Source organism: Actinoplanes sp. NPDC024001 (genome assembly GCF_040638955.1).
Lineage (GTDB): Bacteria > Actinomycetota > Actinomycetes > Mycobacteriales > Micromonosporaceae > Actinoplanes.
In genome coordinates, this window is the sequence record NZ_JBEZZB010000033.1 from 57,217 (window position 1) to 71,921 (window position 14,705).

The 14,705-nt window shown below is 71.1% G+C and carries 11 protein-coding genes and 1 pseudogene; 2 read left to right on the forward strand and 10 right to left on the reverse strand.

The window, feature by feature from the left end; genetic code table 11:
• Window positions 1–7 precede the first annotated feature (7 nt).
• From AB0F81_RS15515 to AB0F81_RS15530, 4 genes are all read right to left on the reverse strand, one after another.
• Window positions 8–766, reverse strand: coding sequence for an endonuclease/exonuclease/phosphatase family protein (locus AB0F81_RS15515; protein WP_360196982.1), 759 nt, complete (start codon window positions 764–766; stop codon window positions 8–10).
• On the reverse strand, window positions 763–1,872 hold the full coding sequence (locus tag AB0F81_RS15520; RefSeq protein ID WP_360196985.1) for a radical SAM protein: 1,110 nt from the start codon (window positions 1,870–1,872) through the stop codon (window positions 763–765). The genes AB0F81_RS15515 and AB0F81_RS15520 overlap by 4 nt, the downstream gene beginning before the upstream one ends.
• 19 nt (window positions 1,873–1,891) lie before the next feature.
• Window positions 1,892–2,719: a hypothetical protein gene (locus tag AB0F81_RS15525; RefSeq protein WP_360196988.1), complete on the reverse strand. Its 828-nt coding sequence runs from the start codon at window positions 2,717–2,719 to the stop codon at window positions 1,892–1,894.
• A 266-nt stretch (window positions 2,720–2,985) separates the two neighbouring features.
• Window positions 2,986–4,359: an endo-1,4-beta-xylanase gene (locus AB0F81_RS15530; RefSeq protein WP_360196991.1), complete on the reverse strand. Its 1,374-nt coding sequence runs from the start codon at window positions 4,357–4,359 to the stop codon at window positions 2,986–2,988.
• 225 nt (window positions 4,360–4,584) lie between these two features.
• Between AB0F81_RS15530 and AB0F81_RS15535 the strand changes: the two genes are divergently transcribed.
• Together AB0F81_RS15535 and AB0F81_RS15540 are read left to right on the forward strand one after the other, a co-directional pair.
• A complete protein-coding gene (locus AB0F81_RS15535) occupies window positions 4,585–5,529 on the forward strand; it encodes a hypothetical protein (RefSeq protein ID WP_360196994.1) in 945 nt (314 codons plus the stop codon).
• Window positions 5,530–5,603: 74 nt separating this feature from the next.
• On the forward strand, window positions 5,604–7,079 hold the full coding sequence (locus AB0F81_RS15540) for a hypothetical protein (RefSeq protein WP_360196997.1): 1,476 nt from the start codon (window positions 5,604–5,606) through the stop codon (window positions 7,077–7,079).
• Here AB0F81_RS15540 and AB0F81_RS15545 read toward each other — a convergent pair.
• The 6 genes and pseudogenes from AB0F81_RS15545 to AB0F81_RS15570 form a co-directional block, all read right to left on the reverse strand.
• Window positions 7,064–7,762, reverse strand: coding sequence for a Crp/Fnr family transcriptional regulator (locus tag AB0F81_RS15545; RefSeq protein WP_360197000.1), 699 nt, complete (start codon window positions 7,760–7,762; stop codon window positions 7,064–7,066). The two genes, AB0F81_RS15540 and AB0F81_RS15545, sit on opposite strands and share 16 nt — an antisense overlap.
• A gap of 48 nt (window positions 7,763–7,810) precedes the next feature.
• Complete coding sequence (locus AB0F81_RS15550; protein WP_360197003.1) at window positions 7,811–8,857, reverse strand: hypothetical protein; 1,047 nt, start codon at window positions 8,855–8,857, stop codon at window positions 7,811–7,813.
• A 3-nt stretch (window positions 8,858–8,860) separates the two neighbouring features.
• The gene (locus AB0F81_RS15555) at window positions 8,861–10,024 is read right to left on the reverse strand and encodes a protein phosphatase 2C domain-containing protein (protein WP_360197006.1); all 1,164 of its coding nucleotides are present in this window, start codon (window positions 10,022–10,024) and stop codon (window positions 8,861–8,863) included.
• Between the two features lies 1 nt (window position 10,025).
• The gene (locus tag AB0F81_RS15560; protein ID WP_360197009.1) at window positions 10,026–10,703 is read right to left on the reverse strand and encodes a VWA domain-containing protein; all 678 of its coding nucleotides are present in this window, start codon (window positions 10,701–10,703) and stop codon (window positions 10,026–10,028) included.
• A gap of 45 nt (window positions 10,704–10,748) precedes the next feature.
• Window positions 10,749–12,461: a hypothetical protein gene (locus AB0F81_RS15565; RefSeq protein WP_360197012.1), complete on the reverse strand. Its 1,713-nt coding sequence runs from the start codon at window positions 12,459–12,461 to the stop codon at window positions 10,749–10,751.
• A pseudogene (locus AB0F81_RS15570) lies at window positions 12,458–14,705 on the reverse strand (hypothetical protein); the annotation flags it as partial. The gene AB0F81_RS15565 and the pseudogene AB0F81_RS15570, both read right to left, overlap by 4 nt.

A 14,705-nucleotide genomic window follows, 5' to 3' on the forward strand; every position in this document is an offset into this window, starting at 1 on the left:
GCCGGCGTCAGTCGAACTGGAGCCGGACGACCACCAGATGATGGTCGGAGAAGGTGGGCACCGAGCGATGCTCCTTGTGCGCCGGTGACCAGCTGAGCGCGAAGTCGTCGAGGGGCAGCCCGCTCACCGTCGTGCCCTCGTCGGGCAGGCAGAACTGCCACTTCCGCCGGCTCCACCGGGCGGCGGCGTGCTCCCGGGTCCGGTGGTTGAAGTCGCCCGCGAGCACCAGCTCCAGCTCCTCGCCCCGGCGGTCCGCGTAGTCCCAGAACTCCGACCACATCTGATCGACCCGGACGTCGTCCTCCGCGACGCCGAACTCGAAGTACGGGAAGAGGTGCAGGGAGTAGACCAGCAGCCGCTGCCCGTCCGGGGCGTCGAGGGTGCAACCGACCATGCCCTTGTCGTGCAGGATCCATTCCCTTCCGCGCACCGAGGCGCGGATCCCCGGGTTGGTGAGCACGAAGGTGTCATGGCGGCGCAGCGGCAGCCGGGACGCGACACCGACGCCGAGCCGGGCGTCGTCGTCCAGATGGGAATCGGAGAGCGGCAGGCCGACGAAGTGCGGCAGGCCGGCCGCGGCGAGTTCGCGCAGGAGCTGTTCGTCGGCCGATCGGTCGTAGAAATGGACCTCCTGCAGACAGAGCACGTCCACCGGATGCTCACGCAGGACGGCCTCGACCTCTCCGGGCGCGGCGGTCGACCTGGTCCGGTGATTCTGCCGCCCCAGGATGTTCCACGTGGCGATCGTCAGCGACGTGGCCGTCATGGCATCTCCTCCACTGCTTTCCGGTACAGAAGGCGCAGTTCCTCGTCGCAGCGGCCGCTTCGCACGCCGTCGATCAGTTCCGAATGGGCGGGTCCGCTCAAAGTCGCCCGGAGAGTTCCGTCAGCGGCGATGCGCATGGCGTACGGGCCTTCCTGCAGTTTCGATCTATTCGCCAATCGGCCGAACTTCATTGCCTCGAAACCGATCTTCAGATAGCCGAGGTCAACGCCGAATTCGACCTTGGGATAGAGTCGATCGGCGAATGATACGGCGAGCCTAGACAGTATCTCAACGGTTTCTGACGGTGCAACGACATCGCACTGTCGGAGTAACGACGTGAGTTGAGCTCGCATGTACGGCGAGAAGAATTGATAGAACTCCTGAAAAGCAGGAAAGTCGTCGTGCCAGAGGAGCGTGAACAGTCTGAGTTCGGACACGTCGTGCGCGGTCGCGATATCCAGGATCCGGTGCAGTTCGCCCATGTTTCCGAGCGATCGTTCGGCGGAGTGATAGAGCGCCATGTTGAGCTTCAGCGGTTTCAGCCCCGCGTCCCGCGCGGCGGCGAGGCCGGCCAGGCTGAGATCGAGCAGCCGCGGATTGGAGGCGATGAGCCGCCCGAAGGTCGAGTCGTCCACGGTCGTCATGCTCATGGTGACCCGGTCCAGGCCGGCTGCCGCGAGACGGTCAGCGAACCGGGGCAGCAGGGAGCCGTTGGTCGTGACCGAGAGATCGAATGCGGGGCCGGCGCGGCGCAATGCCGCGAGGCTGCCGACCAGGGCGACGACATCGTCGGGGCCGTCGCGGTAGAGCAGGGGTTCCCCGCCGGTCAGCTTCACCTTGGTGACGCCCTCGCTCAGCGCGATGCGGACCAGGCTCACGATCTCGGTGCCGCTGAGCGTCGGCATCCGGGCGGGTTTGAGCGGGCCCTGCCCCTCGTTGTGGCAGAAGAAGCAGCCGAAATTGCAGTTGTCGGTCAGCGAGACCCGGAGCCGGCGTTGCACCTGGTGGCGGTCGTGCAGGCGTATCCAGATATGTGGCGGCAACGACTCCAGGTCCGGCGCGAGCATCGGATTCGCCGGCCATTCGAATTCCGCGTCGATGTGCATGGCTCTCCCGCCCGCCGGCCTAGGTGGGCGTTTCCGGATTCGGTGGCGGTCCGGACCCGCCCGGGGAGTTCCGGGAGGTCAGCGCTGCCTCCATCGCCTCCAGGCGGCGCTCGTAACCGTCCACCGGCTGGCCGGCGTCGAGGATCCGCTCGGCGCGGTCCCACAGGACGTCGAAGTAGTCCCGGACCACGGTGACCAGGTCCTTGCGGTTGAAGCGGATCATCCAATCCAGGCCCAGCGGGTTCCGCGTCGAGGGGAAGGACATCGATGCGCCACGGCCCTCCACGAGCAGCAACTCCGGCAGCGCGTGATAGGGCAGGTCGAAGTAGAGGCGGATCGAGTGATTCTGGTGGCCCTGGTAGTTCTTCATCATTTCGCGGAGCCGGCTGACGTCCGAGGCCGAGCTCACGTTCCAGATCCTCCGCACGTCCGCGCCCTCGTTGAGGATCGCCTCATTGAGTTCGGCGCGGAAGGAGGACCTCTGCTCGAGTCGTTCCCCGGCCGGCCAGGATCCGAACCGGGTCGATCTGATCACCCTGTCCTGCTTCGACACCTTCAGTCGTTCGCGCATCAGGGCCAGGTTTCCACTGGTGGCGCTCGATCGTCCTTTCACGGCCGACGCCTTGCGGGTGACGATGAAGAGCAGTAATCCCACGAGAATTGCGGTGACGGCGGCGACGAGGATGGACCACGTCGGTATTTCGGTGCTCTCCTGCAGTGCCTCGCCGACGTCGGTGGTGTCGAAGACGAACACGAATATCACGGTGCCGGCGGCGACGAGCACCACCCAGATCGCTTGCGCCAACAGATTGATCGCGACGTCCCGGGTCGCTCTGCCCTCGCCCACGTGATCCCTGTCCTCACTGTTTCACAACGCTCGCTCCGATTTTCGGATCATCCTTTCCGGAGATCGCGGCGAGATGACCCACAAGATGATGGATGTCAATCCGTTCATCATATTGTGGCAAGATTTCCGGGCGGGAGAAACGGCTGAGGAATGGGTCCGCCGCCGTGTCCATTAAGGATCAGGCGGCGGACCCGGCCCGTGTCGGGCCGCAGAGCATCGGGTGTGTGAGGTTCGGGCGCGGAACGCACCCGAACCTCACGTGGAGATCAGGCAGCGGAGCAGGTGGGGGCGCCGGACGGGGCGGAGCCGGTGCCCTGGAAGCCGAACTCGGTGGTCTGGCCGGCGGCGACGCGGCCGTTGTAGCTCACGTTGCTGAAGGTGACCGCGCCGCTGGTGGCGCTCGCGGACGCGCTCCAGGTGTTGGTGACCGAGCTGCCGCCGGGCAGGGTGACGGCGACCCGCCAGCCGGTCAGGCCGGACGAGCCGGCGGTGACCTTCACGGTGGTGACGAAGCCGCCGGTCCAGGCGTTCACCGAGGTGGTCGCGGAGCAGGCACCCGGGGTGGTCGGGCCGCTGGGCGAGGGCGAGGACGGCGAGGGTGAGGACGGCGACGGCGAGGACGGCGACGACGGTGTGGTGCCGCCGTTGAGGGCGCTCAGCACCGCGTTGTACGCCGGCTTCGGGTTGCCGCTGCCGTCGAAGAGCAGCGGGGTGCCGCTGGCCCGCCACGAGTCGGTGTCCCGGATCCCCCACACGGTGATGCCGTTGCAGCGGGTCACGGCCAGGCAGTCCTTCACCACGTTGCCGTACGTCGTGGCCTGGGCGGTGCCGGAGCCCTCGATGTCGAGCTCGGTGATCTGCACGTCGACGCCGAGGTCGGCGAAGTTCTGCAGCGTGGTGCGGTAGTTGGCCGGGTACGGCGAGCCGCTGTTGAAGTGCGACTGGAACCCGACGCAGTCGATCGGCACACCGCGCGCCTTGAAGTCCTTGACCATGTTGTAGACGCCCTGCGTCTTGGCCCAGCTCCAGTTGTCGGTGTTGTAGTCGTTGTAGCAGAGCTTGGCGGCCGGGTCGGCGGCGCGCGCGGTCCGGAACGCGTCCTCGATCCAGTCGTTGCCGGTGCGCTGCAGGTTCGAGTCACGGCGGCCGCCGTTGCCGTCGTCGAACGCCTCGTTCACCACGTCCCAGGAGTCGATCTTTCCCTTGTAGTGGGTCATGACCTGGGTGATGTGGTTCCGCATGGCGGACCGCAGAGCGGTGCCGCTCATGTTCCGCATCCACTCGGGCTGCTGCGAGTGCCAGGCCAGGGTGTGGCCGCGGACCTTCGCGCCCATCTCGTTGGCGCGGGTGATCAGCCGGTCGGCGGTGGTGAAGTTGAACTGGTTCTGCTGTGGTTCGAGGGCGTCGATCTTCATCTCGTTCTCGGCCGTGACCGAGTTGAACTCGCGGTTGAGGATGCTCGAGTAGGTCGAGTCGCTCAGCCTGTTGAGCGAGACCGCGGTGCCGAAGTATCGGCCCTTCTCGGCGGCGGCCGCGCCCAGTGTGGACGCCGCCTCGGCGGACGGGGAGAGGGCCAGGATCGTGCCGGCCGCGAGCAGGCCGGCGGCCAGTGCGGCCACGGTGGTGCGGGGACGGTTCATGGGGATCGCCTCGGTTCCAGTGGGGACGTCTGGAGACGCCGATACGCATCGACGCCAGTCGAAACGCTACCGACATGTTCCGGAAACCTCAACCGGTTCAGTCCGGAAGTTCGCAGCTCACGTGCGCCGAAACTTCCGGACACGATCGGGCTCGCCGAGACGTTCGCGGGACGGCAGCCGGTCGGAGGACTGCGTGACCGGCGGGGCTGCCGACAGAATGGTGCGGTGGCGCAGGAGAGAGCTCTCGCCGTTCTGACCGTGACGGCCGGCGACCCGCCGCCCGCCCGCGCCGCCCTCGCCGACGCGGTCCGCGCGGTCCTCGGCCGGGTCGCTCCGGAGTGGTCCGTGGTGGACCGTCCGGTGTGGCCGGGCGGTGTCCGTTTCCTGTGCGAGCCGGGTTGGCTGCCGAGCGCGCTCGCCGAGGCGCTCGCCGCCGTGGCGGCCGGCCCGGGCATCCGGGCGGCCCTGGCGGTGGGCCTCTGCCGGCACGACGGCCGCAACTGGTACGGCGAACCGCTGCAGAGCACCGCCCGCATGGTGGCGGCCGAGCCGGTGCTGCGGATCGCCCGCACCGCCGCGGTGACCCTCGTGGTGTCCGGCGAGGTCCACCAGGGGCTGGTCGACGCCGCCGACCGCGACCGCTTCCAGCGCGTGGTCGTCGACGGCCGCCCGGTGTGGGTGCTCACCGTCGGTCACCGGCTGCCGGCCGCCGAGCCCTCGGCGGCGCTCACCGGCACGGTGGCCGAGCTGACCCGCCCGGTCCGTGACCTGCTCGACCGGATGCCTCCCGGGGTGTCCCCGGCCGATCTCCCCACCGAGCCGCTGCGACTGATGTGCGCCCTGGCCGAGCTTCCCGGCCCGGAGACCGCCGGCGAGGACGAGGCCCGCCGGCTGCTCGCCGACTTCATCACCGGCCGGCTCCGCCACGGCACCGCCGAGGGGCTGTCCCGTCTGCTGAGCGCGCGTTACGGCGTACCGGTGGAGGTGTTGGAGAGCGCGGGGACCACCTGGTCCGCCGATCCGGCGGACCCCGCGCCGGTGGGCGAGCCGTGGGTGACCGTCGTGGTTCCCGGTGACCGGCCGCTGCCCGGCCTGGACGACCTGCTTGCCGCCGCGTTGCCGGCGCACGCCGCGCATCGCGTCGAGCGACGGCCGCCGCCCGGCGGCTGACGCTGCCTGCCAGATGGCGTGGTGGTACGGCGGCCGGACGGCCAGGGTGACCGGGAGGAGGTGGCAGCGCGGGAATGGATCCGATCGGCGAGGCGATCCCGGTGGAGGCGCTCGGCCCGCTCGGCGAGGAGATCGGCTCGGGCGGGCAGGGGCGGGTGTTCGCGGTGCCGATGCGGCCCCCGTTCGTGTTCAAGGAGTACCGGGCGGACCTCCTCGGCGAGGTGGACGTCGGCGTGCTCGCCTCCCTGGTCGGGCTGCTGCACTCGCTCGACGGCGAGCAGCGCGCCCACCTGCAGCGGCACGCCGCCTGGCCGGTCCACCTGGTCAGCCGCAACGGGGTGATCTGCGGTTTCCTGATGGAGCGCCTGCCGCCGGACTTCCTGGTCCGGGTGCGGCTGCTCAGCGGTTACCGGGACCTGCCCGGGCAGGTGCAGCTGCTGCTCAACGACGATCAGTATCTGGCGGCGCGCGAGCTGCCGGTGGACGACCGGTTCCGGCTGGAGCTGCTCACCGACGTGGCGGCCACGATGGCGGTGCTGCACCGGCTCGACGTGGCCGTCGGTGACCTGTCGCCGAACAACCTCTACTTCAGCTGGAACCCGCCGCTGCGCTGCCACTTCATCGACTGCGACGCGATGCGGGTGCGCGGCGGGACGGTTCTGCCGCCGGTGGAGACCGACGACTGGCAGGTGCCGCGGCCGGACGAGCAGCCCGCCACGAAGCAGAGCGACTCGTACAAGTTCGGGCTGCTCTGTGTCCGGCTGTTCGCCGGTGACCAGAGCACCACCGACCCGGCGCCGGTCCGGCGCGCCGGTCCCGCGGTGTACGCGCTGGCCAGGCGGTCGCTGTCGGCGAGCCCGCGGCGCCGGCCGTCGCTGCGCGACTGGGAGAGGGCGCTGCGCAAGGCGCTGGTCACGCCGGCGCCGGCGCCGACGCCGGTCCAGGTCGTGCAGGCACCGGTACGCCCCCGCCGCCGTTTCCGGTTCCGCTGGGTGTTCCGGCTGGCGATGGTGTCCGCGGTGCTGTTCTACGGCGTCCCGCAGCTCTCCGCCTGTCAGGACTGGGTGCGCGAGACGATCGAGGCGGCCACCGCCGGCAGTGACCCGACCGCGCAGGCCGCCGCGGTGGCCGCCCTGCTGGCCGACTCGGCCCAGGACCGCAAGCAGGTGAACGCGGCGGTCCAGGACGTGATCGACTGCAAGCGGCTGAACAGCGCGGCCGCCCGGCTGCGCAAGGCGGCGGTCAACCGGGGCGTCGGGCTGGACCGGGTCGAACAGCTGGAGGTCGGCGAGCTCCCGTCCGGCGAGGAGCTGAGGGCGCGGATGACGGAGGCGTTCACCCACTCGCGGGCGGCGGATGTGGCGTACCGGCGGTGGGCGCAGGTCATGGAGCGCGGCAAGTGCGGTGCGAAGGCGCGCCGGAGCACCGACCGGAAACGGGGCGACGCCGAGTCGGCGAAGGCGCGCAAGGCGAAGGCCGAGGTGGAGCGGCTGTGGTTCCCGATCGCCGTCGAGTACGGCCAGCCGCAGTTCACTCAGCGCGACATCTGAGTCTGGCCGTTGGCGATCCGCCGCAACTCGTCCTCGGCGGAGATCAGGATCTTGCGGCGGCCGGTCACCACGTAGTCGCGCTCGCGCCACAGCTCCAGGATCCGGCCGATGGTGCGGTGCGAGGTGAGCACCAGGCCGGCGAGATCCTCCTGGGAGAGCGGCAGCTCGATGAGGATCGCGCCGGAGGCGGTGCGGGAGCCGTACCGCCGGCCGAGGTCGAGCAGCAGGGCGGCGAGCCGCTGTGGGGTCGGTTCGCCGCCGGCCGCCGCGCGGTGCCGGTCCGCCTCGCGCAGCCGGCCGGAGATGGTGCGCTGCAGGATCGCCGTCACGTCCGGATGGCGCTGCAGGAACGCGCGGAACGCGGGCTCCGGCAGGATCAGCGCCTCGACCAGGGTCAGCGCGGTCAGGGTGGCGGATCTCGGGCAGCGGTCCGTGCCGGCCTGCTCGCCGAGCAGCGCGCCGGCGTCGCGCAGGCCGAGGATCGCCTGGTAGCCGTGGCTGGCGTGGGCGGAGACCTTCACACAGCCGTCGAGCACGATGATCGCGAAGTCGCTGGTCTCGTTCTCCCGGCAGATCACCGTGTCCGGGTCGTAGTAGCGGTGGGTGGCGATGTCACGCAGGGCGATCCGCTGGGAATCGCTCAGCGCGTACCAGAACGGCTCCCGTGGATGGCCGAGCGTCATGGACTCATCGTATTGCGGGGTGACCGTCGTCGATGCGGTGCGGCTCGGTCAGGTGACGGACAGCAGGAGCGCGATGAGGCCGGCGATCACCAGCAGGACTACGAGGGCGGTTCCGACCGGGGAGCGTTCCTGCCGTGGCGCCGGCGGCGTCTGGGTCCGCGTCTGCGGGACGGCAGTGGACGGCGGCGGAACGTACTGGGCGGGCGCCGGGGCGGCCGGGGCGGCCGGGGCGGCCGGGGCGGCCGGGACGCGCCAGATCGCGGCCTGCAGTGCGGGCAGCCACGCCTCGGGCGCCGGCCGCTTGGTCGAGTCGGGCTGCAGCGTGAACCGGGCCAGGCGGGCCAGGTCCGGCGACACCGCGGTGAGCGCCGTCAGGTCCTGCCCCATCTGGTCCTGGGCGAACAGCCGGACCGCGAGCAGCCCGAACTTGTACGAGTCCGACGCCCGGGTGGCCACCGGTTCCCGGCCGGGCCGCGGCACCTGCCACTCGGTCGTCTCCACCTGGGTCACCACGTCCTGCCCGTGCAGCCGCATCGCGTCGCAGTCGATGAAGAAGCACTCCGGGTCGTCGAGGTCGACGAGCAGGTTGTTGGGCGACAGGTCGCCGACCACGATGCCCAGGCTGTGCAGCCGGGCCAGCGCGTCGGCGATCCGGGTGAGCAGCAGCAACCGGCCGTGGTCGTCGATGGCGATGCCCTTGCGCAGCAGGAAGGGCTGCGGGTTGAGCAGGTACTGCAGGGAGGCCGGCGCGTCCGTGCCACCCTCGCCCCACGCGCGGCGGAACCGGTCGGGGATGCGGCGCATCAGGAATCCCGACGGCCGGCCGTTGTCCTGCACCAGCGCGGCGGGCCAGGCGGCGTGCTCGAACAGCCAGCTGCCGCTGTCGAAATTCAGGCGCGGCACGAAGCCGACCATCTCCCGCAACAGGTACGCGTCGAAGGTGGTGTCCGGCAGGTACTCCTTGTATGCCACCGGCCAGACCTTGTTGATCTTGACAGCGTCGGTCAGGTACACCGTGCCCTGCCCGCCCTCACCCACCTTGACCAGCGGCTGAAGGGTGTCCCGGCCGACCGTCGGCACGTCGTCCCCGAGCACGGATCACCGCCACTTCGGCCAGTGCGGCCACAGCACGAACAACGTCCGGTCGTCGTCGAAGGTCTCCCGGGAGAAGTCGAGATCGTGGGCGAACTTGAGGATCGGCGGTGGCTCGGCGAGCGCCCGCGCGAAGTGGTCGCCCACCACGCCGTCCCCGTCACCGAGCGGGTCACCGAAGCCGTCGGTGCCGGCCAGCAGGACCTGGCCGGGCGTCAGCACGCCGGTGCTCGCCTTCACCTGCGGCACCCGCGGCAGGGCGTCGGTCGCCGAGCTGTAGACCGCGCCGTCCCCGCTGTGCTTGGTCCGCAGCAGCCGCTGATAGCCGCCCTGCTGAAGAATCCAGGCGGAGCTGTCACCGACCTGGACCACCTCGACGACCGGTCCCTCCCGCAGGGGCCGGACCAGCCCCGCGACCAGCGTCGTCGCCATCTGCTCGTCGGCCACCCGCGGGTCCACCTCCGGCAGGCGCAGGCTGAGTCTGGCCTGCTCGCAGAGTTGCCAGGCGGCCTGCTGGAGGAGGCCCTGCCAGTCCACCTCCACCTCCGGGCCGTCGAGGGCGGCGAGCATGCCGTTGATCGCGCTGCGGCACACCGAGGTGGCGCCGATGTGCGAGAGCGGCGCGTCGGAGACCCCGTCGGCGACCGCGAACACCACGGTGCCGGTGGCCTCGTGGTGTGCCACGGCGATGTCGTCCTGCCGGGGGGTGCCGCGAAAACGGTGCTCGTAGCCGCGTACCGACGCGGCGCGGATGGTGAAGAAGCCGGTCGACCAGCCGTCGGTCACGCAGTCCGGCCGGTAGGTGGTGGACTCCGGCGGCCGGGTGCGCCACGCGGTCTCGCTGACCGGCCGTTCCAGCACGACCGGCTCCCAGGGCGAGGGCCGCTCCCGCCGCTCGAGCTCCCGCCGCTCCCGTTCGCGCAGGTCGGCCTCCTGGACCGGTTCCGGCCTCCGCTGCTGGGGATAGACGGTTCCGCGGCTGTCCACGTCCGGCAGCTCGGGTTCGCTCTCCGGCCGGCGCCCGGAATCGGCCCGGTGCAGGCCGCCGCCCCCGGAGCCGCCGGCCGTCTCGGACGGCCGGGCCGTGCCCCGCGCCGGAACCGCCTGCTCACCGGGAACGGTGTCCACCACCGGGAAGAGGAGAGATTTCAGCGAGCGCCAGAGGTTCATCTCAGACCACGTCGATCGCCATCGTGAAGTTCTGCGGGCGCTCCACCACCAGCGACGGCTGGGCGGAGCCCAGCGTGCGCCCGGAGTGGACGATGCTCTTGGTGAGCGCGCTGCAGAACTTGGCGATGGCGGCGCTGATGTCCACCTCCGACATCGCCACGAAGGCGTAGTCCTGCTGGGTGGCGACCCGCAGGATGGTGGCCGGCTGGGCGTTGCCGATGCCGAAGGCGATGATGTTCGGCGCGGCCGGCGTCACCTGCCGGTCGACCAATTGGTCCCGCTGGGCCAGCCAGGCGTCGCCGTCGGTCGGCTGGCCGTCGGTCAGCACGAAGACGGCGGGCCGGTGCACCCGGTAGCCCTGCCCCTTGAGGGCGCTGACGTCGTCCGGGATCCGGGCCCGCAGGTCCTCGAACACCCGGGCGTAGACGGTCATGTTCCGGCAGGTCAGCCGAGGCAGAGCGGTCTCCCGGCGCAGGTCGGCCAGCTGCAGGCGGACCTGGACGTCGTCGGAGAACCCGAGGATCGAGAAGCGCACCTTGGCGGCCGCCATGGGCTCGGCGAGCAGGGCCTCGTGCAGGCGGGCCAGCCCGTCGTTGAGGTCGTCGATGTGCTCGTCCATCGACGCGGACTCGTCCGCCACGACGTAGATCGGTAGCAGATTTCCGCTGTTCTCCGGCATGCGAGGCCTTTCGCTCACGGCGGCGGGGGCCGCCGGTGGATGGGGTCAGTGGGACGGGTGACCGGCCGGCTGGAAACTCGGCGGCGCCTCGAAGGCCAGCTGCGGCCGGCCCTCGATCAGCGACCGTCCCGAGGCGAGGACGTTGCGCAGCAGCGCCTGCCAGTACTGCTCGATGGCGGTGTGGGCGTCGGATCCCGGCGCCATCACGAAACCGAACTCCGGGTTGGTGGCGATCCGGGAGACCAGGGTGGCCGGTGCGTCGCCGACCCCGCAGGCGATGATGTACGGCGCGTACCGGTGCGAGGTGGTGTCGACCAGCCGGCGGTGGGCGGCGAGCCAGGCGTCCGACTCCGCGGCCGGGCTCGCGGCCAGCACGAACACGATCGGCCGCAGCACCTTCAGCCCCTGCTCCTTGAGCGCCTCGACGTCCGGGGTGATCTGCGACAGCAGGCTCTCGAAGGTGTTCGTGTAGCTGACCGCGCCGCCCTGACTGGTGATCCACGGCGCCTGACTGCCGGCGTCCACCTCGCCCAGCTGCCGGCGCATCGCCACCTGACCGGCGTAGCCGAGCACGGAGAGCCGGATCGCCGGCGCCACCTCCGGCGCGTGGGTGAGCCCGTCGAGCAGGGTCCGCAGCCCGTCGGTCAGATCGTCCAGGTACGGCCGGGCGTTCGCCGACTCGTCGACCAGCAGGTAGACGGGCTGCACGCCGTCGGCCGGCCGCCACACCTTGGTGGCCGGGTCCTGCTGCAGGATCACCGGGGCGGGCTGCTCGGCGGCCGGCTCGGCGCCCCACGTCGACGTGCCGGGCGGCGCGGCGATCGCCGGTCCCGCGGTGGGCCCGCCGACACCCATCCGGTTGGCCGCGCCGGCCAGGAACGGCTCGAAGTCGCCGGGATGCATGTTGCCCTGCTGCATCATGAACTTGACGAACTCGGTGGTCCGCACGTTGTTCGCGTCCTCGCGCTCGAGCATCGCGCTCTCGTGCTCCATCAGCAGCCGCATCACCTTCTCGGTGTCCTCCGGATGGCGCACCAGATGCTCGCGGGCCATGTCCATGGCGGTGAGCGGCCCCTTGGCCAGCGCCGCGTGCTCGTTCTGGGCGGCCTTCAGCCGGGCCATCTGGCCGATCTCGCCCAGTTGCGCCTGGTTGATCGCGTCCTGCACGGCAACCTGCTGTTTCAGCTTGTTGCGCTCCAGCTCCCGGACGGCCTCGACCTTCGCCTTCAGGAACTCGCTGGCGGCCTCGTCCGGTCGTAGCTGCGGGGCGACCCCGAGGATGGTGATGCCCTGCTGCAGGCGGACCTCGCCGGCGAAGCGGCGGCGGATCGCCTCCTCCGCCTCGGTGGACTGCTCGATGTCGAAGCCCCGGGTGATGCTGCGGAAGACGTGCACCAGGTGGCCGTAGACCAGCGGGAGGGCGTCCTGGACGCCGCGCCGGACGATCTCCTCCGGGTCGTGCACCCGGAAGCTGACGTCCACCGTGGCGATGAAGAAGTAGACGTCGCCGCGCGACGGCAGCGGCTTGCTGCGCAGCTCGACGGTGCGGTGGTGCTCGCGCATGTCCACGTCGTAGCGGGTCTGGAAGGCCGAGCGGCTGCGCTGCCACCAGCCGACCGGCTTGCCCTGGAAGGAGACGACGTCACCGGTACCGGTCGCGTAGACGGTGGCCACGCTGGGCGAGCGGGACGCCTCCGGCTTGAACGGGCCGCGCGGCACCGGCGTCTCGCTCACGATCAGCGGAAGGGGGTTGGTCATCGGGCACCGATCCTCGCGTTGAGAGCGGCCTCGGCCGCGTCCGCTGTGCTGCGCTTGGGCACCAGGTTGTCCGCCGAGCGCCACTGTTTGATGTGGTAGCGGACCAGGCCTTCGGTCCGGTCGTTCTGGCCCACCACCGGGGGGATCGCGGCGAGCATCCGGGTGAAGGCGTCGCGGACGCCCTCGTCGGCCTCGGCCATGTCGGCCCACCCGGCCAGGACGCCCTCGGTCGGTTCCGGAAGGGCCCGCGACCGCAGCACGAGCTGCCAGATGCCGACCAGCCCGTCGCGCAGGTTGCGCTGCTGGACCGCGAGCAGCAGCAGTCTCGGCCACGAGTCGGGGCGGGCGCCGGGCGGCTCGCCGGTCAGGTTCTGGGCCAGCAGCAGGAAGACGAAGTGGCCGCCGAGGCTGCGCTTCTTGTCGTTGAGCCAGCTCCACAACCGGCTCAGCACCCGGGTCGCGTTCGCCTCGTCGGCCAGCAGCAGCTCACCCAGGCTGTCGGCGATGCTCTTGGCGACCCGCCGGTCGTCGATCACCACGAGCCGCTCCAGGGTGGTGAGCGCGCGTTCCGGATCCTGCTGGCCGAGCGCGAAACCGTGCACCCGGGCGGCGCCGGCCTGCCAGATCCGGTTGGACTCGTTGCGGTAGAACGGCATGATCGCCGCCTCCACCAGCGGGCGCAGCCGAGGGTCGGCGGCCGGGACCCGCAGCGCGTCGGCCACCGCGTCGCGCACCCACCACATGTCGCCGTCGATCAGCATCGGGCGCAGCGTGCGGCCGAAGACGTAGTCGAAGGCGTGCGTCGCCAGCAGGCCGAGGGCGGTGGCTGCCCGGATCCGCACCTCCTCGGAGCGGTTCTCGGTCAGGTCCCGCAGCCAGACCAGCAGGTTGTCCTGGATCTGGTACTCCCGCCAGACCTTCTCCAGCACGTCCCGGGCGTATCCGGGAATGTCGTACTCCATCACCTCGGCCGGGGCCGCGCCCCAACCGGTGCGCACGGTCGTCGGCCGGATCTGGGCGCGCAGCAGCCGGAGCACCTGCCGCCGGGTGCCGGCGAACGGATCCCGCCACGGCGGCCGGGGCGCGGTGCCGACCGGGCCCGGCTCGGGCGGGCCGTCCAGCAGTTCGGACAGCCGCAGTGCGCCGTGCACCACGTTCTCGTACGGCAGGCCGTTGAGCACCGCCAGGGCGATGGCCAGGCAGCGGGTCCGCACGTCGCTCAGCCCGCCGAACCAGATCTCGAAGTCCTCGCTGGTCCGGGCCTTCCACCGGGTGGTGAGCCGGTCCAGGTCGATGGTGACGCCGTCCCACTGCTGGGCGATCAGGTCGGCCAGCCCGGCCGCGGTCCGCATCGACTGGTCGGCGGCGAGCACGTCCTTCACGAACGCGGCGAGCGCCGGTTCGGTGAGCACCCGGTCGGCCAGGTCCTCCGAGTCGAGCCACCAGGCCAGGTGCCGGGTCAGCACCTCGATCGGCTCCGGGCCCGCGCTCAGCGGCTGGATGTACGGCATCAGCTCCTGGTCCGGGACCTGGGCGTCGGCCGGCACCGTGATGACCAGCTTGGCGTCGTAGCGTTCCAGGGTGGCCTCGAGCCGTTCCAGGACCCACGCCTGCAGGTCGGTCCAGGAGGCCGGCTCGCAGAGCACGAAACCGGCGGTCCGCGGCAGCGGGTCCGGTCCGGCCGCGTCCGCCTCCAGCCACTGGCCGAACTGGTGCAGGTCCACGTTGCGGTCGAGGGTGAAGACGCGCCGGTCCGAGGGGGACTGCAGCAGCCGGATCGCCGCGCCGGTCCGCCCGTGGCCGTCGCCGGCCCGCAGCACGATGACCCGCCGGTTCTTGGACGCCGTCTGCACGCCGTCCCAGTCGACCGGGCTCACGAACGCGTGCCGGACCAGGGCCGTCAGGTTGGCCGGTGGCGTCTGCAGGGGCGCCGGCTCGCGGCCGCCGAGCATGACCACGACCTTGTCCCGGCCGATCTGGTCGCCGAAGAGCATCGAGTGCGAGTCGTTGACGCTGCGCTGCCGCTGGCTGCCGGAGAGGCTCTCGACGCCGCTCGCCCGCGGGTCGACCGAGCCCAGCGAGGTGTCGACCTCGGTGACCTCGCCGGAGCCGGTCGCCCCGGAGCCGGTTGGCGCGGCGCCGGCTGCCGCCGAACCCTCGCCGGTGGCCGGCGCCCCACCCTCCGGCTTGCCGGCTGCGTCGGGCGCCGGCCCGCTGGGTGTGGCGGGCCCGCCAGGGGGCGGC

Coding starts and splice junctions, on each gene's coding strand:
- AB0F81_RS15515 (WP_360196982.1), bottom strand. CDS start 766: ATGACGGCCACGTCGCTGACGATCGCCACGTGGAACATCCTGGGGCGG.
- AB0F81_RS15520 (WP_360196985.1), bottom strand. CDS start 1,872: ATGCACATCGACGCGGAATTCGAATGGCCGGCGAATCCGATGCTCGCG.
- AB0F81_RS15530 (WP_360196991.1), bottom strand. CDS start 4,359: ATGAACCGTCCCCGCACCACCGTGGCCGCACTGGCCGCCGGCCTGCTC.
- AB0F81_RS15540 (WP_360196997.1), top strand. CDS start 5,604: ATGGATCCGATCGGCGAGGCGATCCCGGTGGAGGCGCTCGGCCCGCTC.
- AB0F81_RS15545 (WP_360197000.1), bottom strand. CDS start 7,762: ATGACGCTCGGCCATCCACGGGAGCCGTTCTGGTACGCGCTGAGCGAT.
- AB0F81_RS15555 (WP_360197006.1), bottom strand. CDS start 10,024: ATGAACCTCTGGCGCTCGCTGAAATCTCTCCTCTTCCCGGTGGTGGAC.
- AB0F81_RS15560 (WP_360197009.1), bottom strand. CDS start 10,703: ATGCCGGAGAACAGCGGAAATCTGCTACCGATCTACGTCGTGGCGGAC.
- AB0F81_RS15565 (WP_360197012.1), bottom strand. CDS start 12,461: ATGACCAACCCCCTTCCGCTGATCGTGAGCGAGACGCCGGTGCCGCGC.